Source organism: Paracoccus cavernae (genome assembly GCF_042430175.1).
In the GTDB taxonomy this organism is placed as follows: domain Bacteria; phylum Pseudomonadota; class Alphaproteobacteria; order Rhodobacterales; family Rhodobacteraceae; genus Paracoccus; species Paracoccus cavernae.
In genome coordinates this window covers 95,965-119,122 of record NZ_JBHMDZ010000001.1, presented here as the reverse complement: position 1 = coordinate 119,122, position 23,158 = coordinate 95,965, and the positions used below count along the sequence as shown (strand labels likewise).

Annotated in this window: 23 protein-coding genes; 16 read left to right on the top strand and 7 right to left on the bottom strand. The window is 65.3% G+C overall.

The features are described from left to right. Window positions 1-198 precede the first annotated feature (198 nt). Window positions 199-2,655 carry an ATP-dependent helicase HrpB gene (gene hrpB, locus ACFFUC_RS00580; RefSeq protein WP_377682559.1) on the top strand — a complete coding sequence of 819 codons (2,457 nt, stop codon included), beginning with the start codon at window positions 199-201 and terminating at the stop codon, window positions 2,653-2,655. Window positions 2,656-2,688: 33 nt separating this feature from the next. Here hrpB and ACFFUC_RS00575 read toward each other — a convergent pair whose 3' ends face one another. The 4 genes from ACFFUC_RS00575 to def (ACFFUC_RS00560) form a co-directional block, all read right to left on the bottom strand. Further along, window positions 2,689-3,264: an HdeD family acid-resistance protein gene (locus ACFFUC_RS00575; RefSeq protein WP_377682557.1), complete on the bottom strand. Its 576-nt coding sequence runs from the start codon at window positions 3,262-3,264 to the stop codon at window positions 2,689-2,691. 66 nt (window positions 3,265-3,330) lie between these two features. Continuing rightward, on the bottom strand, window positions 3,331-4,236 hold the full coding sequence (gene fmt, locus ACFFUC_RS00570; protein WP_377682555.1) for a methionyl-tRNA formyltransferase: 906 nt from the start codon (window positions 4,234-4,236) through the stop codon (window positions 3,331-3,333). A 60-nt stretch (window positions 4,237-4,296) separates the two neighbouring features. Then, a complete protein-coding gene (def, locus tag ACFFUC_RS00565) occupies window positions 4,297-4,797 on the bottom strand; it encodes a peptide deformylase (protein ID WP_377682553.1) in 501 nt (166 codons plus the stop codon). A 178-nt stretch (window positions 4,798-4,975) separates the two neighbouring features. Continuing rightward, on the bottom strand, window positions 4,976-5,497 hold the full coding sequence (def, locus tag ACFFUC_RS00560; RefSeq protein WP_377682551.1) for a peptide deformylase: 522 nt from the start codon (window positions 5,495-5,497) through the stop codon (window positions 4,976-4,978). 74 nt (window positions 5,498-5,571) lie between these two features. On the opposite strand from def (ACFFUC_RS00560), the gene ACFFUC_RS00555 reads away from it, so the two are divergent. The 10 genes from ACFFUC_RS00555 (at window position 5,572) to ACFFUC_RS00510 (ending at window position 16,978) form a co-directional block, all read left to right on the top strand. Then, the gene (locus ACFFUC_RS00555; RefSeq protein ID WP_377682549.1) at window positions 5,572-6,798 is read left to right on the top strand and encodes a MalY/PatB family protein; all 1,227 of its coding nucleotides are present in this window, start codon (window positions 5,572-5,574) and stop codon (window positions 6,796-6,798) included. Between the two features lie 132 nt (window positions 6,799-6,930). Further along, window positions 6,931-7,599 (top strand): L,D-transpeptidase family protein, encoded by a 669-nt coding sequence (locus ACFFUC_RS00550; RefSeq protein ID WP_377682548.1) that lies wholly within the window; start codon window positions 6,931-6,933, stop codon window positions 7,597-7,599. Between the two features lie 218 nt (window positions 7,600-7,817). Then, window positions 7,818-9,191: an MATE family efflux transporter gene (locus ACFFUC_RS00545; RefSeq protein ID WP_377682547.1), complete on the top strand. Its 1,374-nt coding sequence runs from the start codon at window positions 7,818-7,820 to the stop codon at window positions 9,189-9,191. 30 nt (window positions 9,192-9,221) lie between these two features. Next, entirely contained in the window at window positions 9,222-9,458 is a 237-nt protein-coding gene (locus ACFFUC_RS00540; RefSeq protein ID WP_377682545.1) for an Lrp/AsnC family transcriptional regulator, read from the top strand. A gap of 200 nt (window positions 9,459-9,658) precedes the next feature. After that, window positions 9,659-11,275: an ABC transporter ATP-binding protein/permease gene (locus tag ACFFUC_RS00535; RefSeq protein ID WP_377682543.1), complete on the top strand. Its 1,617-nt coding sequence runs from the start codon at window positions 9,659-9,661 to the stop codon at window positions 11,273-11,275. Beyond that, entirely contained in the window at window positions 11,268-12,875 is a 1,608-nt protein-coding gene (locus tag ACFFUC_RS00530; RefSeq protein ID WP_377682542.1) for an amino acid ABC transporter ATP-binding/permease protein, read from the top strand. The genes ACFFUC_RS00535 and ACFFUC_RS00530 overlap by 8 nt, the downstream gene beginning before the upstream one ends. A gap of 28 nt (window positions 12,876-12,903) precedes the next feature. Beyond that, window positions 12,904-14,508, top strand: a complete 1,605-nt coding sequence (locus ACFFUC_RS00525; protein ID WP_377682540.1) for a cytochrome ubiquinol oxidase subunit I — start codon at window positions 12,904-12,906, stop codon at window positions 14,506-14,508. After that, window positions 14,505-15,668 (top strand): cytochrome d ubiquinol oxidase subunit II, encoded by a 1,164-nt coding sequence (cydB, locus tag ACFFUC_RS00520; RefSeq protein WP_377682538.1) that lies wholly within the window; start codon window positions 14,505-14,507, stop codon window positions 15,666-15,668. The genes ACFFUC_RS00525 and cydB overlap by 4 nt, the downstream gene beginning before the upstream one ends. A gap of 12 nt (window positions 15,669-15,680) precedes the next feature. Further along, complete coding sequence (cydX, locus tag ACFFUC_RS00515; protein WP_377682536.1) at window positions 15,681-15,809, top strand: cytochrome bd-I oxidase subunit CydX; 129 nt, start codon at window positions 15,681-15,683, stop codon at window positions 15,807-15,809. A 62-nt stretch (window positions 15,810-15,871) separates the two neighbouring features. Continuing rightward, a complete protein-coding gene (locus ACFFUC_RS00510; protein ID WP_377682534.1) occupies window positions 15,872-16,978 on the top strand; it encodes a pyridoxal phosphate-dependent aminotransferase in 1,107 nt (368 codons plus the stop codon). Window positions 16,979-17,027: 49 nt separating this feature from the next. On the opposite strand, the gene ACFFUC_RS00505 is transcribed toward ACFFUC_RS00510, so the two are convergent. From ACFFUC_RS00505 to ACFFUC_RS00495, 3 genes are all read right to left on the bottom strand, one after another. Beyond that, entirely contained in the window at window positions 17,028-17,753 is a 726-nt protein-coding gene (locus ACFFUC_RS00505) for a hypothetical protein (RefSeq protein WP_377682532.1), read from the bottom strand. A gap of 226 nt (window positions 17,754-17,979) precedes the next feature. Then, a complete protein-coding gene (locus ACFFUC_RS00500) occupies window positions 17,980-18,345 on the bottom strand; it encodes a diacylglycerol kinase (protein WP_377682530.1) in 366 nt (121 codons plus the stop codon). A 106-nt stretch (window positions 18,346-18,451) separates the two neighbouring features. Then, a complete protein-coding gene (locus tag ACFFUC_RS00495) occupies window positions 18,452-18,934 on the bottom strand; it encodes an Lrp/AsnC family transcriptional regulator (RefSeq protein ID WP_377682528.1) in 483 nt (160 codons plus the stop codon). A 121-nt stretch (window positions 18,935-19,055) separates the two neighbouring features. Between ACFFUC_RS00495 and ACFFUC_RS00490 the strand changes: the two genes are divergently transcribed. The 5 genes from ACFFUC_RS00490 (at window position 19,056) to ACFFUC_RS00470 (ending at window position 23,115) form a co-directional block, all read left to right on the top strand. Continuing rightward, window positions 19,056-19,376 (top strand): DUF2849 domain-containing protein, encoded by a 321-nt coding sequence (locus ACFFUC_RS00490; RefSeq protein WP_377682526.1) that lies wholly within the window; start codon window positions 19,056-19,058, stop codon window positions 19,374-19,376. 15 nt (window positions 19,377-19,391) lie between these two features. Next, a complete protein-coding gene (locus ACFFUC_RS00485; protein ID WP_377682525.1) occupies window positions 19,392-21,065 on the top strand; it encodes a nitrite/sulfite reductase in 1,674 nt (557 codons plus the stop codon). Next, window positions 21,058-21,789, top strand: a complete 732-nt coding sequence (locus tag ACFFUC_RS00480) for a phosphoadenylyl-sulfate reductase (RefSeq protein ID WP_377682523.1) — start codon at window positions 21,058-21,060, stop codon at window positions 21,787-21,789. The genes ACFFUC_RS00485 and ACFFUC_RS00480 overlap by 8 nt, the downstream gene beginning before the upstream one ends. After that, a complete protein-coding gene (locus ACFFUC_RS00475) occupies window positions 21,786-22,169 on the top strand; it encodes a DUF934 domain-containing protein (protein WP_377682521.1) in 384 nt (127 codons plus the stop codon). Before ACFFUC_RS00480 ends, ACFFUC_RS00475 begins: the two co-directional genes overlap by 4 nt. A 106-nt stretch (window positions 22,170-22,275) precedes the next feature. Then, on the top strand, window positions 22,276-23,115 hold the full coding sequence (locus ACFFUC_RS00470) for a ferredoxin--NADP reductase (protein ID WP_377682518.1): 840 nt from the start codon (window positions 22,276-22,278) through the stop codon (window positions 23,113-23,115). Window positions 23,116-23,158 lie beyond the last annotated feature (43 nt).

The following is a 23,158-nucleotide window of genomic DNA, read 5'->3' as shown; positions in this document are numbered from 1 at the left end:
GCCGAACGGCCCTTGCAGCCGCTCTGGCGGGCGTTTCCCTCCTCATCGCCGGCAAGGCCGATGCGCGCCCCGTCCAATCCCGCGCGCCCTCTGCCGCACCCATCCGTTCCGCTCGCCCTCCGCCACAACCGTATTTTCGCGGGAATGCCCCGTTCGGTAGCGCTTTCCGCCGCGCGCGGGCTTTGCGATAAGGAGGGCATGAGCCAGAGCTTTCCCATTGATGCCGTCACCCCCGAACTTTGCGCCGCGATTGCCGCAGAGGGCCGCGCCGTCCTTGTCGCGCCTCCGGGGGCGGGCAAGACCACACGGGTGCCGTTGGCGCTGATGGGGCAGGTCGCGGGGCGTATCCTCATGCTCGAACCGCGCCGCCTTGCCGCCCGCGCCGCGGCCGAACGGCTGGCCGAGCAATTGGGCGAGGCTTTGGGCGAAAGCGTCGGCTACCGCATCCGCGGCGAATCCCTGCGCGGCGCGCGTATCGAGGTCGTGACCGAGGGCATTCTGACCCGAATGTTGCAGTCTGATCCTTCGCTGGACGGGATCGGCTGCGTGATCTTCGACGAATTCCACGAGCGCAGCCTCAATGCCGATCTCGGCCTCGCCCTCGTCTGGGAGGCGCGCGCCGCATTGCGCCCCGATCTGGCCGTGCTGGTGATGTCGGCGACGCTGGATGCGGAGCCGGTAGCGGCAATGCTCGACGACGCGCCGGTCATCCGCTCGGAAGGGCGCGCCTTTCCGGTCGAGACGCGCTGGCTTGATCGCCCCTTGCCCGCCGCCGCCCGCCTCGTCCCCGAGGCCGCCCGCCTGATCACCGAGGCCGAGGCCGCGACCCGCGAGGGGATCGGCGGCACGATTTTGGCCTTTCTGCCCGGCGAGGGAGAGATCCACCGCGTCGCCGCACTGCTCGGCGATCTTCCTGCCGAGATCGTCGCGCTTTACGGTGCGATGGACTTCAAGGCGCAGCGTGCGGCTTTGGCTCCGGCGCAGGGCAAGCGGCGCATCGTGCTCGCGACTTCGATCGCGGAAACCTCGCTGACCATTCCGGGGGTGACGGTGGTGGTGGATGCCGGACGCGCGCGCAGGGCACGGTTCGATCCCGCCTCCGGCATGTCGCGGCTGGTGACAGAGCGCGTCAGCCGTGCCGAGGCCGAGCAGCGTCGAGGCCGCGCGGGCCGCGTCGCGGAGGGGATTTGCTATCGTCTGTGGGCACGCGCCGAAGAGGGCGCGCTACCGGCCTTCGCCCCGCCGGAAATTGCCGTGGCCGATCTTTCTGGCCTCGCGCTCGAACTGGCGCTTTGGGGCTCGGACGGCAGCGATCTGGCCTTTCTGACGCCCCCGCCCGAAGCTGGCCTGACCGAGGCCCGCGCGCTTTTGCACGAGCTTGGCGCTCTGGATGCGGCGGGGCGCATCACCAGCCACGGACGGGCCTTGGCGGCGATTCCGCTGCATCCGCGGCTTGGCCACATGCTTCTGCGCGCCGGTCGCGATGCCGCCGATCTGGCGGCGCTTCTGGCCGAGCGCGACCCGCTCAAGGGCGCACCCGCCGATCTGGGCCTGCGCCTTGCCGCGATCCGCGATGCCAAGGCTTTCGCCGACCGCTACCCCCACGAGGTCAACCGCGCCGTGATCGCGCGCATCCGCGAAGAGGCCCGCCGCCTGCGCGCGATGGCGCCCGCAAAAGGTTCCGCCCAAGGTTCTGCAGGCGGGCTTTCGGCAGGATCGTTGTCGGCAGGTGCAATGGCCGCGCTGGCCTATCCCGACCGCATCGGCCTGCGCCGCAAGGGCGATCAGCCGCGCTACATCCTGTCGGGCGGCAAGGGGGCCTATTTCAACGATGGCGAGGTCTTGGGCCAGAACCGCCTGATCGTCGCGAGCGATCTGGACGGCGACATGCGCGAGACCCGCATCCGCATGGCGGCCCCCGTCGACGAGGCCGATCTGCGCGCGCTTTTCGCGGATCGCATCACGATGGTCGAAAGCGTGGAATGGTCGAAACGCGAGGGGCGCATCCTTGCCCGCGCGCAAGAGCGGCTCGGGGCTCTGGTCCTCACCGACCGCGCGCTCGACCAACCCTCGCCCGAGGCGCTGGCGCGGGCCGCGCTCGACGGGCTGCGCCAGAACGGCCTGTCATGGACGCCCGCCGCCGCGCGCATGCGGGCAAGAATCGCGCTATTGCCGGAGCTCGGTCCGGTCGACGATGCAACACTTCTGGCCGATGACGATTGGCTTTTGCCCTATCTGGGCAATAGCCGCAGCCTCGCCGCGCTTCGCGGCCTCGATCTGACCGAAGCGCTTAAGGCGCGCATTGGCTGGGAGGGGCAGCGCAGGCTGGACGAGGCCGTGCCCGCGCATTTCACCACCCCGCTCGGACGCAAGGTGCCGATCGATTACGACCATGAAACCCCGAGTATCGAGCTGCGCCTGCAAGAGCTGTTCGGCGTGACCCGCCACCCGATGGCGGGGGTGCGTCCCCTGCGGATCACCATGCTCTCGCCGGGGGGCAAGCCGATCGCGGTCACGACCGATCTGCCGGGGTTCTGGACGGGGGGCTATGGCGATGTCCGCCGCGATATGCGCGGCCGCTATCCGCGCCACCCCTGGCCGGAGGACCCGCGCGAGGCGGATCCGACCCTGCGCGCCAAGCCCCGCGGGACTTAGGGCGCACAGGACGAACGCGCGAAACGGATGCGTTCAGGCCGCCTTGTAGCCTTTGACGCGGAAGGCGAGAAGGATCATCACCACGCCGATCACGATGGCGAACAGCCCGAAGAGCCAGGTCAGGCTCAGGATGCCGGCGGCCGGCATGACGGCAAGGGCGAGACCCCAAAGCACCATCAAAAGCCCGCTCAGACCCAGCGCCCATTCACCCTCGATCTCGTTGCGCAGACGGATGGCCGCGATGATGCGCATGACGCCTGCAACCATGGCCCAGGCCGCGATCCAGATCACCAGTGCAAGCGCGGTGCTCTCGGTCCAGAACAGCGCCATGAGGCCGATGATGATCGAGAGCACCCCCTCGACGAGCCAGCTCCACCACCGATCGTCGTCCGATTTGCGGCGAAAGCCGGTGAAGATCGCGAAGACGCCGTCGACGATGGCGTAAATGCCGAAGGTCAGCAGCAGCGCATAGGCGGTCAAACCCGGCCATGCGAGGGCGATGACGCCGAAAATAACGGCGGCAATCCCGCGGATCAGCAGAACCCACCAATACTCCGAAAGCGCCCGAAGCGCCGGCTGTAGTCCAGTTCCCAATGCAGGATTTTCCATGCTCACACCTAGCCTCTGAAATGAAGACAATGGCTTAAGTCGTGGATGCTAACACGGGTTCCGCGATTAAACCAAGCAGTCCGGTAATGACAGGCCGCGCAGGACCTCGTCGGCGGGCATCGGGCGTTTGCCCTCGCGCTGGGCCTGCAGGACCTCGACCGCGCCTTCGCCGCAAGCGATGGTGAAGCCGCCCAGAACCGTGCCGGCCTTGCCTTGCCCTTCGGCGAGACGCGAGCGCAAGAGCTTGACCCGCTCGCCCGCGATCGTGGTCCATGCGCCGGGAAAGGGCGAGAGGCCGCGGATCTGGCGGTCGACCTCGACGGCGGGGCGCGACCAGTCGATGCGCGCTTCGGCCTTGTCGATCTTGGCGGCATAGGTCACGCCGTCTTCGGCCTGCACGGCGGGCGCAAGCTGTTCGCCTTGCGCCAGACGTGCCAGAACCGAGGCGATCAGCACGGCCCCCATCTGCGAGAGCCGGTCGTGCAGATCAGCGGTGGTTTCCTCGGCCCCGATCGGGGTGCGCGCCTCGGCCAGAACGGGGCCGGTATCGAGACCCGCCTCCATCTGCATGATCGCGACGCCGGTTTCCGTGTCGCCCGACAGGATCGCGCGATGGATCGGCGCGGCCCCGCGCCAACGCGGCAAAAGCGATGCGTGGATATTGAGACAGCCCAGACGCGGCGCGTCCAAGATGACCTGCGGCAGGATCAGCCCGTAGGCCACCACTACCGCGACATCGGCGTTCAGCGCCGCGAAACCGGCCTGATCTTCGGGCGATTTCAGCCGCTCGGGATGGCGCACCGGCAGACCCAGTTCCTCGGCAGCTTTCTGCACCGCCGAGGGGCGCGGCTTTTGCCCGCGACCGGCAGCGCGCGGCGGCTGGCTATAGACCGCGACGACCTCGTGCTCGGCGGCGATCGCCCGCAGGGCCGCAACCGAGAAATCCGGCGTTCCCATGAAAATCACGCGCATCGCTTGTCCTCGCTCTGATCCAAATACCTGATGCCTTGCGGGTTCAACCAACCCGGGGTTTCAGCGTTTCGCGAATTTCGCCGATTTCGCGACCAGCATCTTGCGGCGCAAAGGCGAGAGGTGGTCGACATAAAGCTTGCCGTCGAGATGGTCGATCTGGTGCTGGACGCTGGTGGCCCAAAGACCGACGAAATCGCGGTCCTCGATCTCGCCGTCGGCATTGAGGAAACGCACCGTGACGGCGCGGGGCCGCTCGATACGGGCAAAGACGCCGGGAAGATTCGGGCTCGCCTCGTCATGGGCGCGCATCTGGCCGCTGGCGTGAAGGACTTCGGGATTGGCCATGCGGATCGCCTGACCGCGCTTGTCCGAGGCATCGACCACCGCCAGACGCATCATGATCCCGATCTGCGGTGCGGCAAGGCCCACCCCCGGCATGGCATCCATCGTGTCGATCATGTCGTCCCAGACCATGCGGATGGTCTCGGTGATCGTCTCGACCGGCTCGACCGCACGGTGAAGGCGCGGATCGGTATAGGGGATGAAGGGACGAATGGTCATGCGCCTGCCTGTGGCTGGAAAACTCTGCGGGTTCGGTGTCGTCTTCGCGCCCTTGCGGCGCGGCCCTGTCCGCTAAGGCGCGGGCGGGGCGGAATGTCTTGGCCCAGGGCCGGATCCGCAGCGGGCGCAAGGCAAGATCGCCGCCGCGACAAGGGCCCGCGGCACGATCCGTGCAGGTTCAGCCCCGCGCGGTCTCGCGCTTGAGCTTGACCATTTTGCGCGTGATCATCTGGCGCTTCATCGCGCTGAGGTAGTCGATGAACAATTTGCCGTCGAGGTGGTCGATCTCGTGCTGCGCGCATGTCGCCCAAAGCCCGTCGAACTCGCGCTCGTGGGCCTTGCCGTCCAGACCCAGCCACGCGACGCGGACTTCGGCGGGGCGGGTCACTTCGGCATATTGGTCGGGGATCGAGAGGCAGCCTTCCTCGTAGACATTGAGCGCTTCGGACCGCCAGGTGATCTCGGGGTTGATCATGACGATCGGCTCGGGCTCGGCCTCGGGATCCTTGTTGCAATCCATGACGTAAAGCCGCGACAGCACGCCGACCTGCGGTGCCGCAAGTCCGACGCCCGGGGCATCATACATGGTCGCCAGCATATCCGCCGCGAGCGTTTCGATCTCGGGCGTAATGCGGGCAATCGGCTCACACGTCTTTTTGAGGCGCGGATCGGGATGGATGAGAATATTTCTGAGCGACATCCCACCCATTTAGGCGAAGGGTTGGATGGGCGCAACAAGCCGCTATTGTGGCGCCGCACGTTCAGGAGATGACGATGACCACAAACAGCCCTTCCTCCAGCGCCAAGCCGGCCGGAAAAACCGTAGCGAACTTTGACGAGGCGATCGACCGTGTCGGCACGATTTGCTCGAAATGGGACGATATGGAGGCGATTTACGGCGTTGATCCGCAGGACGGAATCTCGATGTGGGTCGCGGATATGGACTTCCGTCCGCCGCAGGCCGTCCAGAAGGCGGTCGAGGCCATGGCCGCCCATGGCGTCTACGGCTATCCGGGCGAGCACACGGCCTATCTCGATGCGATTCGCTGGTGGATGGACAACCGCCACGGCTGGACGGTCGAGCGCGACTGGATCATGAGCGTGCATGGTCTGGTCAACGGGACCGCGATCTGTGTCGATGCCTTCACCAACCCCGGTGACGGCGTGATCATCATGACGCCGGTCTACCACGCTTTCGCCCGCGTCATCCGAGCCGCAGGCCGCGAAGTCGTCGAATTGCCGCTGGCCGAGCGCGGCGGGCTTTACCATCTCGACTGGCTGAACTGGCAGGAGCTGCTCGACGGCAACGAGAAGATGCTGGTCCTGTGTTCGCCCCACAATCCCGGCGGCCGCGTCTGGAGCGCGCGCGAACTGCGCGAGATCGCGGATTTCTGCAAGAAGAACGACCTCATCCTCGTCTCGGACGAAATCCACCACGATCTCGTCATGCCCGAAAGCGAGCGCCATGTCGTGACGGCAAAGGCCGCCCCCGATCTGGCGGACCGGCTGGTCACGCTGACCTCGGCCACCAAGACCTTCAACATCGCCGGTGCCCATATCGGCAACATGATCGTTTCGGACCCCGCTTTGCGCGCCAAGCTCGCGGCGAAACTTGCGGCGGGCGGCATCTCGCCGGGGTTGTTCGGCCCCAATATGGTCGCGGCCGCCTATTCGCCCGAGGGTGCGCAATGGGTTGATGCTCTGGTCGAGTATCTCGACGGCAACCGCCGGATTTTCGACGAGGGGATCTCCGCGATCAAAGGTCTGCGCTCGATGCCCCTGCAGGCGACCTATCTCGCTTGGGTCGATTTCTCGGGCACCGGCATGGAGCCGGCCGAGATTGCCGCGCGCATCGCGAAGGATGCTGGGATCGCGGCCAATCACGGCGGCACTTTCGGGCAGGGCGGCGCGCATTTCATGCGCTTCAACCTTGCCACGACCCGCGCCAATGTCGTCGAGGCGGTCAAGCGTCTGCAGGCGGCTTTTTCCGACCTGCAGTAACGCGGGCCGGAAAAGGCGGGAATAAAACCGCGAGCGGGACGTAAAACCCGTGACGCCTGCCGCGCCGCAAACCTCAAACAGGTGGCGCGGCAGGTGCGTTCCAAGCGTGTTAACCAGATAACGGGTTCAAAGATGCGTCGTCTCGCAAAGCTCTTTTCGCTTCTTGCCATCGCCTTCCTGTTCGGCGCGGCATGGCTGGTCTGGCAAAAGGATCTGCCGCTTCCCGACGGACGGCCCGCCGCGCCGACGGCCACGACCGCGCCCGCAGCCACGGCAAGGCCGGGCTTCGGGATCGAGAGTGCCGCGCCCGAACTGCCCGATGCGGGCGAGGGCTACGCTCCCGCACGCGGCGCGCCGACGGCGGCCTTGCCCGCGCTGGTCTCGCCGGTCGAGCGCATCCTGATCGAGAAGGGGGCGCGGCGCATGACGGTCTATCAGAAAGAGGGCCCCGCGATGACCTACCGCATCGCTTTGGGCCGCACCCCCGAGGGCACCAAGACCCGTCAGGGCGACGGCCGTACGCCAGAGGGGGTCTTCAAGGTCGACCGGCTGAACGACAAGAGCCGCTTTCACCTCTCGCTCGGGCTGGATTATCCGCAAATGAAGCACCGCGAGGCCGCGCGCAAAGCGGGCGTCGATCCGGGCGGCGACATCATGATCCACGGCCAGCCCAACGAGATCGCACAGGGCTTTCGCGTCAAGGGCGACTGGACCGAGGGCTGTATCGCGATCGACGACCACGAGATCGAAGACATCTTCGCCATGACCCGCATCGGCACCGAGGTCGAAATCCGGCCCTGAGGCGGGGCGTCCGCACCTTGATGCGGCATGCGGATCGGCCGATGCCTCATGGGACCGGCCTGCCCGCTGTGCAGCGGAGGTGATCAGGCGGCAATGCGGGCGGGCCTGTCCCTGTCGCCACGCCCGCCCTGTTGCCCTTTTGACCGGAAGTTTTCAGACAGTTGCGGTCCCGCGTGGCGCGGCTTGCCGGAAGCTGCGGGCGGGGCTAAGCCTTGCTCATGTCGATATTCCGCTATGTCCCGCATCTTGTCGCCACTCTCGGATTGGCCCTGCCGCTTACCGGCTCGCATCTCGCACGTCAGGCGATCGGGGTGACCGATACGGTCATGGTCGGTTGGTACGGCGTCGATCCTCTGGCGGCGGTGGTTCTGGCGACCTCGTTCTTCTTCATTCTGTTCATGCTCGGCTCGGGTTACGGGATCGGGGTGATGGGGGTGATCGCGACCGCCAAGGCGCGGGGCGACCAGACCGAGGTGCGGCGCGCGACCCGCATGGCGCTTTGGCTTTCGGCGGTGCATTCGGTGATCGTGCTGCCGCTGATGTGGTTCTCGGGGGCGATCCTGCTCAAGCTCGGGCAGAAGCCCGAGATCGCAGCCTATGCGCAGGAGTATCTGCGCATCATGTGCTGGGCGATGGCGCCGGCGCTTTGGGGGCTGACGCTGAACTCGTTTCTGGCGGCGCTGGGGCGGGCGAACATCGTTTTGCTGATCACGATGGCGGGGATTCCGCTCAACATGCTGCTGAACTGGATGCTGATTTTCGGCAATCTCGGCGCGCCCGAGCTGGGTGTCGCCGGTTCGGCCATCGCGAGCCTTGTCGTCAATATCTTCCAGCTGGTCCTGATGGTGGTCTGCGCGATCACCCTGCGCGAGGCGCGGCCCTTCAACCTGCTGCGCCGGATGTGGCATCCCGATTGGGCGGCGTTCCGCACCATCGGTCTTCTGGGCCTGCCGGTGGGGCTGACGCTGGTGGCGGAATCGGGGATGTTTGTCGGGACCAACGTCATGATGGGGTGGCTCGGCTCGCATTATCTGGCCGCGCACGGGATCGCGTTGCAGCTGGCCTCGATCGCTTTCATGATCCATCTCGGCCTCTCGAATGCGGTGACGATCCGCGTCGGCACTTTCGCGGGGCAGGAGGATCGTTCGGGAATGCGCGATTCCGGGGTTGCGGCCATTGTGCTCTCGATCCTCTTTGCCGCGGTGACGATCACGATTTTCCTGACGCTCTCGCGCCAGATCGCGGCGCTTTATCTCGATGCGGGCGATCCGCTGACCCCCACGATCATCGCGCTGGTGGGCGGGCTGATGATCTATGCCGCGATGTTCCAGCTGGCCGACGGAATGCAGGTCATCGCGCTGGGCATGCTGAGGGGCGTGCAGGACACGCGGGTGCCGATGGTCATGGCGGTGATCAGCTATTGGGTTGTCGGCCTGCCGACGGGCTGGTTCCTCGCTTTCCGCGCCGGTTGGGGCGCGGGCGGGCTGTGGCTCGGGCTGCTGGCGGGGCTTTTCTGCGCGGCGGTCTTGCTGATGACGCGGTTTTGGCGCGGATTGGCGCGGGGCTGGACCATTGCCCGCGAGCCGCGCTAATCTGGCACCATCGAAGCAGAAAGGCTCGGCATGCGTCCCGTTTTCGTCCAGATCCGTTGCACTCCCGGCAAGACCTACGAGGTTGCCGATGCGATTTACGACCGCGAAGTGGTGAGCGAGCTTTACTCGACCTCGGGCGAATATGATCTGATGGCCAAGGTCTATGTCCCCGAGGATCAGGATGTCGGCCGCTATCTCGCCGAGAACCTTTTCGACATCACCGATATCAACCGCACCCTGACCACGATGACCTTCAAGGCCTTCTGAGGGCTGAAGGCTGCACGGGGGGGCGCTGGCCCCGCCGCGCAAGCGCGGCTCCCCCGGGATATTTCGACATGAAAGAGAGGTGCAGGCGCTTTGCGGGCCTGCGCTGAATTGTTGCATTTTCCCTTTGGATTTGCGCGACTAGGCTGCGGACAGGCAGGCCGGAGCGGATCGTGGCAGGGCGGATAAGCGGGCAGGACGGAATGACGCGGGCCGTGGATTTGCTCGGGCCCGAGCGTGCGGGCCTGCGCCGTGCGGCCCGGCTTGCGGTTGTCGCGGGGCTTTTGTGGCTGCCGATGGCCTGGCTCGCGGCGCAGGCTCTGGCGGGGATGATCCGCGGCGACATGCCTGCCGCGTGGCCGATTGCGGGCTTTGCGGTACTTTGGGGCTTGCAGGCGGCTTTGACCCATCTGGCCGATGCGCGGGCGCAGGATCTGGCTTTGGCCGCTTTGGGGCGGGTTCGCGGCGAGGTTCTCGCGCGCGCTCACCGGCAAGCCCGTCTGCCGTCTGCCGGCGGGTTCGCCTCCTTGATCGGCGATCAGCTCGAGATGCTGCGGCCCTTTGCGGCCCGCTTTCTCACGGTCGAGATGCGGGTGCGTGTGCTGCCTTTGGCGATTGTCGCGGCGGCTTTTTCGGTTTCCTGGGTGGCGGGTCTGGTTTTGCTGGTGACCGGACCGGTGATCCCCGTTTTCATGGCCCTGATCGGGCAGGCCGCCGAGCGGGTCTCGCGCGCGCAACTGCACGAGATGGGCACGATGAGTTCCGAGCTGGCCGAGCGGGTTGCGGCTTTGCCCGATATCCGGCTGCTGGGGACGCGTGCGGTTCTGGTCGCGGGTTTCGATGCGGCGGCGGGGCGATTGCGCCAGCGGACGATGCGGGTTTTGGGGATCGCCTTCCTGTCCTCGACCGTGCTCGAGCTCTTTGCGGCGATCGGGGTCGCGATGCTGGCGATCTATTGCGGGTTTTCGTTGCTGGGCGTGATCGGCTTCGGCATGTGGGGCGCGCCGATGACGCCGGAGCAGGGGTTGTTCCTGCTGCTCCTTGCGCCCGAGTTCTTCCAGCCGCTGCGTGATTTGGCGACGGTTTGGCATGCACGGGCCGCGGCCGACGCTTTGGCGCTCGGGCTTGAGGAAGACGCGCGGACCGGCGCGGCTTCGGGCGAGATCCTGGGGACTGGGGCGTGCATGGCTCCGCTCACGGGCGTTCTGGCTTTGCGCGGCGTGATGCGGCACGGGATCCTTTACCCCGATCTCGAAATCGCGCCGCATGAAAGCGTTGCGCTTTGCGGGCCGAGCGGGGCGGGCAAGACCACGCTGTTGCGGTTGATTGCGGGGCTCGAGCGGCCGGATCAGGGCGAGATCACGCTCGACGGGCATCCGCTTGACGGCGCGCTCGCCGATCATTGGCGCGCGGCTTTGGGCTGGATGCCGCAGGTGCCGCATTTTCTGGATGCGAGCCTCGAGGACAATCTGCGCATGGGGCGCGGGGGCGATCTGGCGGGGGCCTTGGCTGCGTCGGCCGCCGCGCCGCTGGTGGCGGCTCTGCCGCGAGGCTTGGCGCAGCATCTGGGCGAGAACGGTTCCGGCGTTTCGGGTGGCGAGGCGCGGCGGCTGACCTTGGCGCGCGCGCTTCATGGCGGCGCGCGGATCATTCTTGCCGACGAGCCGACCGCCGATCTGGATGCGCAAACGGCGGCTCAGGTCGGCTCGGGGCTGGTCGCCGCGCATCGGAAGGGGCGGGGGCTGATCATCGCGACCCATGATCCCGCACTGGCCGCTTTGATGGGGCGGCGGATCGAGATCGGAGGGCGGCATGATTAGGCGCATCTCACGATCGCCGCTGGCGCAGGTCTGGCGCATCATGGCGCAGGGTGCGGGGATGCGGCGGGCCTTTGTGCTCGCGGCGCTGGTCCTGATTGCGGGCGCGGGACTTCTGGCGCTTTCGGGCTGGTTCATTACGGCCGCCGCCGCTGCCGGTCTGGCGGGGCTCGGGGCGCGGTTCGACGTCTTCCGCCCCGGAGCCGCCGTGCGCGGGCTTGCTATCCTGCGGACCGCCGCGCGTTACGGCGAGCGCTGGTTCGGTCATGATGCGACGCTCCGCGGCATCGTGCGGTTGAGAAGCCATGTGCTTTCCGGCTTGGCCCGAGCGGATTGGCGCGGGCTTGCAGGTTTGCGGCGCGGGCCGGCGCTGGCGCGGGTGGTCTCGGATACCGAGGTGCTGGACGGGCTGCCCCTGCGTCTTGTCCAGCCCGTGATTGCGGGAGCGGCGGCGCTGGCTTGCGCCGCAGTTTTGCTCTTGTGGCTGACGAATTGGGAATTCGCGCTGTGGATCTGCGGGGCGCATGTGATCGGGGCGGCCGCGGCGGCGCTGTGGGCCTTGCCGCGCGCGGGACGGCTGGCGGCGCGACAGGTCGCGGCGGAGCAGGCCTTTCGTACGGCGGCGCTGGATCTGGTCGCGGCGCGCGATGATCTGGCGGTTTACGGCCGCCTTGCCCATGCCCGCCTCTGCATCGAGGAGGCCGAGGCCCGCGCCCGCGCCCTGACCGCCGCGATGGACCGGATCGAGCGTGCGACCGGCCTTGCACTTGATCTGACGCGCGGTGCGGCGGCGGCGGGGGCTTTGGGGCTTGGCAGCCTTGCGGTCTCGCTAGGCGCTTTCGACCAGTCGCTGGCGGCGATGGGGTTTTTCCTTGCGATTGCTTTGGGAGAGGTCACGGCCCCTTTGCGGCGCGCGGTCGCCGATTACGGCCGTATCCGCGATGCGGCGACCCGCGTGGCCGTGGTGCTCGAGCCCGCGCCGCAGGCGGGGCCGCCCGATACGGGCCTGCCGGCGTCAGCCCTGCCCTTGGCGTTCGGCGGGTTGCGGCTTGGGGCGGGCCAGATGCTTGCGGTTTCCGGGCCGAGCGGGATCGGGAAGTCCACGCTTCTGGCGCGGATCGCGGGCGTTCTGCCCGAAGACGAAGGGCAGCCGGCAATCACTTTGGGCGGGCTTGCCCCCGCGATTTGGCCCGAAGATGCCCTGCGCGCCGCCGTGACGCTGGTTTTGCAGCGTCCCGCGGTCATCGGGGGCAGCCTGCGCGACAATCTGGCGCTGGCAAAGCCGGATGCGGATGATGCCGCGATGACGGAAGCCCTGCGCATCTGCCGGCTCGATCATCTGCGTGGCGGGCTCGATCTCGTTCTGGGGGACGGCGGCAAGGGGCTGTCGGGCGGAGAGCGCCGCCGCCTTGCCCTCGCCCGTGCCGTTTTGCGCCGCCCCGCGCTTTTGCTACTCGACGAGCCGACCGAGGGGCTGGACGCGCAAACCGCCGCAGAAGTGCTGCGCAATCTGCGCGCGGCGCTGCCCCGATCGGCCGTCGTTATCGCGACCCATCGTCGCGGCGATATTTTAACGGCTGATTTTACACTGGATTTGGGTTAACCTGGTCCCGCGCCGTCAGGAGATTGCCATGGAATTCGGCATCGTCGAGCTATCGCGCCTGCAATTCGCAGCCACCGCGCTTTTCCACTTTCTGTTCGTTCCGCTGACCCTTGGTCTGTCGATCATCGTCGCGATCATGGAGACGGTCTATGTCATGACCGATCGCCCGATCTGGCGGCAGATGACGAAATTCTGGGGCAGCCTCTTCGGGATCAACTTCGCCCTTGGTGTCGCGACCGGCATCACGATGGAATTCCAGTTCGGCATGAACTGGGCCTATTATTCACATTACGTCGGCGACATTTTCGGCGCGCCGCTCGCCCTTGAAGGCATGATGGCCTTCTTCATGGAGGCGACCTTCGTCGGATTGTGGTTCTTCGGCTGGCAGAAGCTTTCGGCGCGGGCCCATCTGATCGTGGCATGGCTGGTGGCGATCGGCACGAATTTCTCGGCGCTCTGGATCCTGATCGCGAACGGCTGGATGCAATATCCGGTGGGTGCGGAATTCAACCCGATGACCATGCGCATGGAGCTGACGAGCTTTGCCGAGGTGATCTTCAACCCCGTCGCACAGGCGAAATTCGTCCATACCGTCAGCGCGGGCTATGTCGTGGCGGCGGTCTTCGTGCTGGGCGTCTCGGCGTGGTATCTGCTGAAAGGGCGCCATATCGAGCTGGCACGGCGTTCGATCGCGGTCGCCTCGGCCTTCGGTCTGGCGGCCGCGCTGTCGGTCGTGGTTCTGGGCGACGAATCGGGTTACGACACCGGCCAGAACCAGAAGATGAAAATGGCCGCGATCGAGGCGATGTGGCGGACCGAGCCCGCGCCCGCCAGCTTTACCCTTTTCGGCTTTCCCGACCGCGAAGCGCGCGAGACCCATTACGCGATCCATATTCCCTATGTCATGGGGCTGATCGGGACCCGCTCGCTCGACAAGGCCATTCCGGGCTTCGACGAGCTGGAAAAGGAATCCGAGCGCCGCATCCGCGACGGCATCACCGCCTATGATCTCCTGATGACCATTCAGGAGACCAAGCAGACCGGCGTCGATCCCGCCGTTCTGGCCGACTTCCGCAGCCGTAGCGCGGATCTGGGCTATGCGCTGCTGCTCAAGCGCTATGTCGACGACCCGCGACAGGCGAGCGAGGCGCAAATCCTTCAGGCCGCCAACGATACGATCCCGACGGTCTGGCCGGTCTTCTGGGCCTTCCGCATCATGGTCGGCCTCGGGATGGGCTTCATCGCGACCATGGCGTTTTTCTTCTGGCGCGCCTCGTTCCGGCAGATGGATTTCCCGCGCTGGTCGCTGTGGCTGGCGGTCTTCATGATCCCCGCGCCGTGGATCGCGGCGGAAATGGGCTGGATCGTCGCCGAATTCGGGCGTCAGCCCTGGACGGTGGACGGCGTGCTGCCGACCGCGCTTTCGGTCAGCCAGCTCGGCATCACCGAGGTTGCTTTGACGCTGGCGGGGTTCTGCATCTTCTATTCGGTCCTGTTCATCATCGAGATCAAACTCATGCTGAAATACATCCGCAAGGGACCGCAGGACGATATCGCCGCGACCGATGACTGGTTCGCCGACCACCGCGACCATCTTTCGGCCGGTCAATTCTCGCGGGAGGGCACGAAATGATCCTGCATGATCTGATTTCCTTCGAGATGCTGCGCCTGATCTGGTGGTTCCTGATGGGGGTCATGCTGATCGCCTTCGCCATGACCGACGGCTTCGACATGGGGGTAGGCGCGCTTTTGCCCTTCGCGGGCAAAACCGACCGCGAGCGGCGCGTGATCATCAATACCGTCGGCCCCGTCTGGGAGGGCAATCAGGTCTGGTTCATCCTCGGCGGCGCACTGATCTTTGCCGCTTGGCCGATGCTTTATGCGATCAGCTTCTCGGGGTTCTACTTCGCGATGTTCCTGATCCTTGCCGCACTGATCCTGCGGCCCGTTGCCTTCAAATACCGCAGCAAACGCGAGGATCCGGCTTGGCGGAGCCGCTGGGACTGGGCCCTGTTCATCGGCGGCGCGGCGCCCGCGCTTTTGTTCGGCGTGGCCGTGGGGAACGTCCTTTTGGGCCTGCCTTTCCACCTGACGCCCGATCTGGTCGCCATGCCGGATACGGGCCCGTTGATGCGTTTTCTCGGCCTGTTGAACCCGTTCTCGCTGCTCTGCGGCGTGGTTTCACTGGCGCTTCTGGTGGCGCATGGGGCGGGCTGGCTGGTGTTGAAAACCACCGGCGCGGTCCAAAGCCGCGCCCGTAAATTCGGCGAGCGCGCGGCGCTGGTCGCGCTGCTTGGCTATCTGTTGGCAGGGCTGTGGCTGGCCTTCGGGATCGAGGGTTTCCACTACGCCGCGCCGATCCTCCATGACGGCCCCTCGAACCCGCTGATCCATCCGGTCACGCGCTCGGCCTCGTGGCTTCTGGCCTATTCCGAGCGGCCCTGGATCACCATCGCGCCGGTTTTGGGGTTGGCAGGCTGCCTGATCTCGTGGCTTGCGCTGCGGTCGGGGCGCGAGCTTGCGCCGCTTCTGGGCACGAAACTGGCGATCTTCGGTATGATTTCCTCGGTCGGGCTGGTGATGTTTCCGGTCATTCTGCCCTCGGCCACCGATCCGGCATCGTCCTTGACGGTGTGGAACGCTTCAAGCTCGCATCTGTCCTTGTTCGTGATGCTGGTCGCAGCCTGCTTTTTCCTGCCGCTGATCATGATCTACACCGCATGGGTCTACCGCGTGCTTTGGGGCAAGGTCTCCGAGGACGACGTGGATGACCCCGAACTGCACAGCTATTAACGGAGGTTTGCAATGTGGTATTTCGCCTGGATGCTGGGCCTGCCGCTGGCGGCCGCCTTTGCGGTGATCAATGCGATGTGGCTTGAACTGCAGGAAGACCGTTCGCTTTTGAAGCAGCGCCCGCCGAAGACCGGCGAATAGCGGCGGGCCGGCTTGCGCATCCTCTTGCATGGTGGCCGCGATTGGGACAAATCTCGGCCATCATGACTGATCGCCTCCGCTTTGCCCCGCTTCCTGCCGCGCTTCCCGCGACGGTTCCCTTCACCGGCCCCGAAACGCTGGAGCTGCGCCGTGGCGCACCCTTCGCGGCGCGGCTGGGCGCCAACGAGAACGGCTTCGGACCCTCGCCGCGCGCGATTGCCGCCATGAGAAGCGCCGATGCCGAGATCTGGAAATACGGCGATCCCGACAACCGCGAATTGCGTCTGGCGCTCGCCGCCCATCACGGCGTCGCACCCGAAAACATCATGATCGGCGAGGGGATCGACGGGCTTTTGGGGCTGCTGGTCCGCCTGACTGTGGCCGAGGGCGATGTCGTGGTGACCTCGGAAGGGGGCTATCCGACCTTCAACTATCACGTCACGGGCTTTGGCGGGGTTCTGTCCAAGGTCCCCTATCGCAACGATGCCGAAGACCCCGATGCGCTGATCGCGCGCGCCGAGGAAACCGCCGCGCGTCTGATCTATTTCGCCAATCCCGACAACCCGATGGCAAGCTGGCATCCGGCCTCGCGGGTCGAGGCGATGATTGCGGCCGTCCCGAGCGGCAGCCTGCTGGTTCTTGACGAGGCCTATGCCGAATTCGCGCCGCAAGAAGCCATCCCCGAGGTCGATCCCGAAGACGAACGCGTCATCCGTTTCCGCACCTTTTCCAAGGCTTACGGCATGGCGGGGGCTCGGGTCGGCTACGCGATCGGACCCAAGCGCCTGATCGCGGGCTTCGACCGGATCCGCAACCATTTCGGGATGAACCGCTCGGCCCAGATCGGGGCATTGGCGGCGCTTGAGGATCAGGCCTGGCTACGCGAGACCGTCTCCAAGGTCCGGATCGCGCGTGACCAGATCGGGGCGATTGCGCGCAAACACGGGCTGGCGGCGCTGCCCTCCGCGACGAATTTCGTGGCGATCGACTGCGGCCGCGACGGAGATTTCGCCCGCCGCGTTCTGGCAGGGCTGGCGGAGCAGGGGATTTTCGCGCGGATGCCGGGCGTCGCGCCGCAAGACCGCTGCATCCGTGTGAGCTGCGGCCCGAAATCCGAGCTGGAGAGTTTCGACACGGCTTTGGGCGTGGTGCTCGCGGGGCTCGACTAGGCCCCGCGCGGCGGGCAGGCTTTCCGGTCGCACGCCTTTTGGCCGCGCCTCATGCCTCGTTCTGTATCCTGTACCTGAAGTGGAGCGGGGGCGCGCCTCCGGGCAAAACCTCGACGTTACTGCTGTTCGCCTGATACTGCGGATTGCCGGTGGAATGCAGCCGCGCCAGATATGCGTTGGCGGTGATGTCCGAAAGCTGCACGTTCGATGCGCCGGTCATCATGGCGTGACGGTTGCGGCGGTATTTGAAAAACCTGTAATCCACATCGATATACGATGCCACATAGCTGTGGAGGTCCAGCGGATCGGGGTTTTGCGCATAGCGCTCGGGAGAAACCGTCACCCTGTATCTGACACCGTAAAAATAGGGGAATTGCCGTTCTGCCGCACCCGCCGATTGCGTCACCGTCAGCGATTTGAAATCGTCCTCGATATGGGCGCAGGCTGTCAGCATCGCCTTGATATGGGTCTCGAAAACCTTGTGGGCACTGTTCGCGGCCGAGGTCAGCGGTGTCAGGTTTTGCGAAAGCGTGCCGTTGCCGCCCAGCTCTTCATTGAGAAGATGCCCCGCAATCCAGTTTTTCGACGAGGCGGCGCGCAGTTCCGGCATCAGGGCCGGAAGGCTTTGCGCGCTGGTCGTCGTGCCGCGCGCCCATAGATAGTCGGGACCAAGATGGGCGGTCATGCCGCTCCCGCCGATATCCCCGATCAGCCAGCCTTGGCGGCCCGTCAGCGCCGCCATCGTTGTCGGTGCGTCGAATTCGGTCGGAACCACATGTTGGATCCTGATCTCTTGAAATCGGGCGCGCCCGCTGCTCGTCGTCCGCTCGACAAACCAAACCATGAAAACCTCGAACATAGAAAATCCGGATGCAGGAACCGCCTGCCGCCGCTCAATATGTCCGTATTGTTCGCGCTCTGTGCGGGTGTCAATCAAGCCCCGCCGCCTCGGCCGTCCGCCGCTGGAGCCTGCCTGTTTTCGCGGCAGATCGGGCAGGGCCCTAGCCGATCAGGATTACGACCCATGCGAGGCCGCCCGCAATCGCGGTGACAGCCACTGCGGCGCTTGCGGCATCCTTGGCGCGGCCTGCGCGCGGGTCACGCTCGGTCGAGACGTAATCGACATTTTCCTCGATCGCGGTGTTGAACAGCTCGGCTACGAGGATCAGCAGCCCGAGCGCGATCAAAAGCGCGCGCTCGCCGCCGTCCAGATCGATCAGGCAGGCCAGAATGATCGAAATGAGGTTCACGACACCCCATTGACGCAGGGATTTCTCGTTGCGCCAAGTCGTAAGCCAGCCCTGCCACGACCAGGTGGCGGTATTCTTCAATCGGCCCAATTCGTGCTTGATCCAGTCCGGCATCATCCCTCGCGGCGTCAATCCTTGCGGTCGTGTCCGCAGATATCTGGCACGAGCGGATGGGCTTTGTCTATCGCAGGCAAAGCCCGTGTTCCACGCGGTGCAGGGGCCTTTAGTCGAGGGGCAGGGCGGTTGTGGCCTTGATCTCTTCCATCGACAAAAGCGCGGTGACGTTGTGGATGCGCACCTCGGAAATCAGCGCCTGATAGAAGCGGTCATAGGCGCGCGCATTGCGGACGCGGACCTTGAGGATGTAGTCGATATCGCCTGCCAGACGATGCGCCTCGAGAACTTCGGGGCGGCCGCGGACCGCCGAAAGGAAACGTTTCGCCCATTCGGGATCATGTTCGGCGGTGCGCACGAGGACGAAGAAACAGGCCTCGAGACCCAGCGAATCGGCATCGAGAATGGCGACCTCGGCACGGATGACACCGGCCTCGCGCAACTTGCGAATCCGGTTCCAGACAGGGGTCTTCGAAGCCCCGACCCGCGCCGCAACCTCGTCGAGCGACAGAGTCGCATCGACTTGCAGCAGGGACAGGATTTTACGGTCGATATCGTCCAGCCGGATCTGGGTCTGTTGTTCAGCGCTCATGGCGGATTTCTGTCCTTGTGCCTTCCGTGAGGTGGGATTGTGTCCTTATTTCCCACAGCTACTCGTCAAAATACAGAACTTTTTCCTATATTGGGAGAGGCAAACCGAAAGGCCCCCAGTCATGTCGAAATCATTCACTCCGTCGCCCGCAACTCCGGCAGTCATCACCGCCAACGACCTGCGCATGGGCCATTGCGTGTGGATGACGGAAGGCGGCTGGACGCCCGAACCCGCCAAGGCGCAGCTTTTCGAGGACGAGGCGATTGCCGATCTCGCGCTGCTCGAAGCCGAGGCGCAGGGCCACATCGTTGTCGGCCCCTATCTGGCCCAGGCCAAGCGGGGCGAGAACGGTCCCGAAGCGACCCATTTCCGCGAGGAATTCCGCCGTCGCGGCCCGTCGAACTATTTCCACGGCATCCAAGCCGAAACCGTTTCCGCCTGAGCGATGAGGCCAGCCATGTTTGATGCCCGCCCGACGATGAGCGCCGCCAATATCGACTATTACCGCCACCGCGCGGCCCAGTTCCGCTCGCAGGTGGAACGTCGCCTTGACGGCAGCCTGACCGAGGAGGAATTCCGCCCCCTGCGTCTGATGAACGGGGTCTATCTGCAGTTGCATGCCTATATGCTGCGGGTCGCGATCCCCTACGGCACGCTCAGCCCCGACCAGATGCGCACCCTCGCGCTGCTTGCCCGGAAATGGGACAAGGGCTACGGCCATTTCACCACGCGCCAGAACATCCAGTACAACTGGCCCAAACTGGTCGATATTCCCGATATGCTGGACGCTCTGGCCGAGGCCGGCCTGCATGCGATCCAGACCTCGGGGAACACGATCCGCAACGTGACGACCGATGCTTTCGCCGGTGCCGCCGCCGACGAGATCACCGATCCGCGCCCCTATGCGGAACTGCTGCGTCTGTGGTCGACCGACCACGGCGAGTTCCAGTTCCTGCCGCGCAAATTCAAGATCGCCATTTCGGCGGGCAAGCACGAGCGTGCGGTCATCGCCGCCCATGACATCGGCCTTCGCGTTGTCCGCAATGCCGCCGGCGAGACCGGTTTCGAGGTCTGGATCGGTGGCGGTCTGGGACGCACGCCGCTTTTGGGTCAGGTCGTTCGCGACTTTCTCCCCGAGGCGGATCTGCTGCCTTATGTCGAAGCGATCCTGATGACCTACAACCTCGCAGGGCGTCGCGACAACAAATACAAGGCGCGCATCAAGATCACCGTCGCCGAGCGCGGTCTGGATGTCATGCGCGAGGAGATCGAGGCGGAGTTCCTCAACCGTCGCGCGGTTTTCACCGGCGTCGACCAAGCGCTGCTGAACGATCTCAAGCGCCAGTATGCCGCCCCCGATTTCCGCATCGAAGGCACCGGCGATTACGATGTCGAGCGCGCGCGTTCGGCGGGTTTCCGCAGCTGGACCGATACCAACCTCTCAGAGCACCGCATCGAAGGTTACGCCAGCGCCACGTTGACGCTCAAGGCACCGGGCGTGACGCCGGGCGATGCGACGGATGCGCAGATGTCGCTGGTCGCCGATCTGGCCGAGCGTTACGGCCACAGCGATATCCGCATCGCGCATGACCAGAACATCGTGCTGCCGCATGTCCATAAATCGGACCTGCCCGCGCTTTACCGCGAGTTGCTGGCCGCGGGTCTGGCTACGGCCAATGCCGGCCAGATCAGCGATATCATCGCTTGCCCCGGCATGGACTACTGCTCGCTGGCGACGGCGCGCTCGATCCCGATCGCGCAGGAGATCGCGGACCATTTCCGCGCGCTGGATCTGGAAGACGAGATCGGCCAGTTCAACATCCGAATCTCGGGCTGCATCAACGCCTGCGGTCACCACCATCTGGGCCATATCGGCATTCTCGGGCTGGATCGGGCAGGGGTCGAGAACTACCAGATCACGCTTGGCGGCGACGGCTACGAGATCCCCGCGATCGGCCAGCGTGCCGGTGCCGGTTTCCCCGCCGAGGAGGTCGTCCCCGCGATCGACCGCGTGGTCAAAGCCTATCTCGATTTGCGCGAAAACGCCGAGGAACGGTTCATTGACGCCTATCGCCGCTTGGGGGCCGCGCCCTTCAAAGCGGCCCTGTATCCGGAAGCGGCCCATGCTTGATGGAACCCTTGACGATAGAGCTGAAAGGCTGAACCAACGCTATAAACACCATGCCGCCATCGAGGTCCTGCGCCGCGCCCTGAACGATCCCGATCTGGGCAAGGTCGCGCTGGTTTCATCCTTCGGATCGGAATCCGTCGTGCTTTTGCACATGGTTTCGGTCGTGGCACCCGGAACGCCGGTGCTGTTCATCGACACGCAGATGCTGTTTCAGGAGACGCTCGACTACCAGCTCGAGGTCAGCCGGAAACTTCAGCTGACAGATGTTCGCACCATCCGCGCCACCGACCGCGAGGTCGCGCTGAACGATCCCGACGGGACCCTGCACCAGTTCAACACCGATGCCTGCTGCGATTTCCGCAAGACCGTTCCGCTGGAGCGCGCGCTTTCGGAATTCGACGGCTGGATCACCGGCCGCAAGCGCTTTCAGGGCGGTCAGCGTCAGGAGCTCGAATTCTTCGAGCCCGAGCCGCCCAGCCGCCTGCGGGTCAATCCGCTGGCGCATTGGCGGGCCTCGGACGTGCAGGAATATATGGCCGAGAACAAACTGCCGCGTCACCCTTTGGTTGCCAAAGGCTATGCCTCGATCGGCTGCGCGCCTTGCACCTCGCCGATCAAACCGGGCGAAGATCCCCGCGCCGGTCGCTGGCGCGGGAGCCAGAAAACCGAATGCGGTATCCATTTCATCGGCGGACAGGCCGTCCGTGCAGGAGCAAATCCATGAGCGCTTCCACCAGCGAATTCTTTCTTGTCCGTGACGACGGCTTCCATGCGCATGACGGGGCGGAACCGGTGGTTCTGGCTTCGGATACCAGCATCGAAGAGCTGGTCGACCACCTCCACCGCGAGCTGATCGCGGTGGACTTTCCGGCCATGACCGACGGGCGCGGCTTTTCCCTTGCCCGCCGTCTGCGCGAGCTGGGCTACGAGGGCCGTCTGCGCGCCGTCGGCAAGCTGATTGCCGACCAATATGCGATGGCGCGCCGCGTGGGCTTCGACGAGGTCCAGATCAGCGCCGAGCTGGCCCGCCGCCAGCCCGAGGATCAATGGCTGTTCCGCGCCGATTGGCAGGATTGGGACCACCGCTCGAAACTGGCGGGCTGAACTTTTGCCCCGCGGGGGCGCTTTCACGATCCCTGCGCTCTTGGGGCGCAGGGGGCGGGGGTTCCAAAGATCCCGCCAATCGACTAGATAACTCAGGAATTTCGAAATGACTCTGGATCTTCCCGTGGCCGATACCGCTGCACCTTCCGCGAAAACCCTGCCCGATGCCCAGAAAGTCACCTCGGTGAAACACTGGTCGGACAATCTGTTTTCCTTCCGCGTCACCCGTCCGGCAAGCCTGCGCTTCCGTTCGGGCGAATTCGTGATGATCGGCCTGATGGGCGACAACGGAAAGCCCTTGCTGCGGGCCTATTCGATCGCCTCGCCCAACTGGGACGACGAGCTGGAATTCTATTCGATCAAGGTGCCGGACGGGCCGCTGACCTCCAAGCTCCAGCACATCAAGCCGGGCGACGAGATCATCCTGCGCCCCAAGCCGGTCGGAACTCTGGTCCTCGACGCGCTGCTTCCGGGCAAGCGGATGTGGTTCCTCGCGACCGGCACGGGCTTTGCGCCCTTCGCCTCGCTGATGCGCGACCCCGAGACCTTTGAGCGCTACGAGCAGGTCGTGATGATGCATACCTGCCGCACCGCCGAGGAGCTGAACTACGGCCGCGAGCTGGTCGAGAACCTGCGCCATGATCCGCTGCTGACCGAGATCTACGGCGAGGATTTCGCCAAGCGTCTGCTGTATTATCCGACCACGACGCGTGAAGAGAGCCCGCTGATGGGCCGCATTACCGACAACATGATCTCGGGCAAGGTGTTTGCCGATTTGGGCCTTCCGCCGATCGATCCGGCGACCGACCGCGCCATGATCTGCGGCAGCCTGGCCTTCAACGTCGATGTGAAGGCGGTTCTCGAAGGTTTCGGCCTGCGCGAGGGTGCCAACAGCGATCCCAAGGAATTCGTTGTCGAAAAAGCCTTTGTCGGCGACGGTATCTGACGGCTTCCCCATCGCCCGCGGGCCATGCTATCCACGAGCAACG